The following is a 221-nucleotide window of genomic DNA, read 5'->3' on the forward strand; positions in this document are numbered from 1 at the left end:
GGAGCGCCGCGAGCCGATGCGGGCGCTGCTCATCAAGGAGCTCAAGAAGATGGGGTTCGACGATGCTTTCGCCGATCAGCTTGCCGGGCTTATCCCGGAAGACATGCCCATCCATCAGGCCATGGCCCAGCTGGCCGAGGTACTGACGGCCCAGCTCAAGATCAGCGAAGACGACATCTTGCGCCAGGGCGGTGCCGTGGCCCTGCTCGGGCCGACCGGGG

Annotated in this window: 1 pseudogene; it reads left to right on the plus strand. The window is 66.1% G+C overall.

Annotation, left to right across the window (positions count from 1 at the left end):
* A pseudogene (locus BN1127_RS21105) lies at positions 1 to 221 on the plus strand (flagellar biosynthesis protein FlhF); the annotation flags it as partial.

It is taken from the genome of Aeromonas media (assembly GCF_000819985.1).
Classification (GTDB): domain Bacteria; phylum Pseudomonadota; class Gammaproteobacteria; order Enterobacterales; family Aeromonadaceae; genus Aeromonas; species Aeromonas media.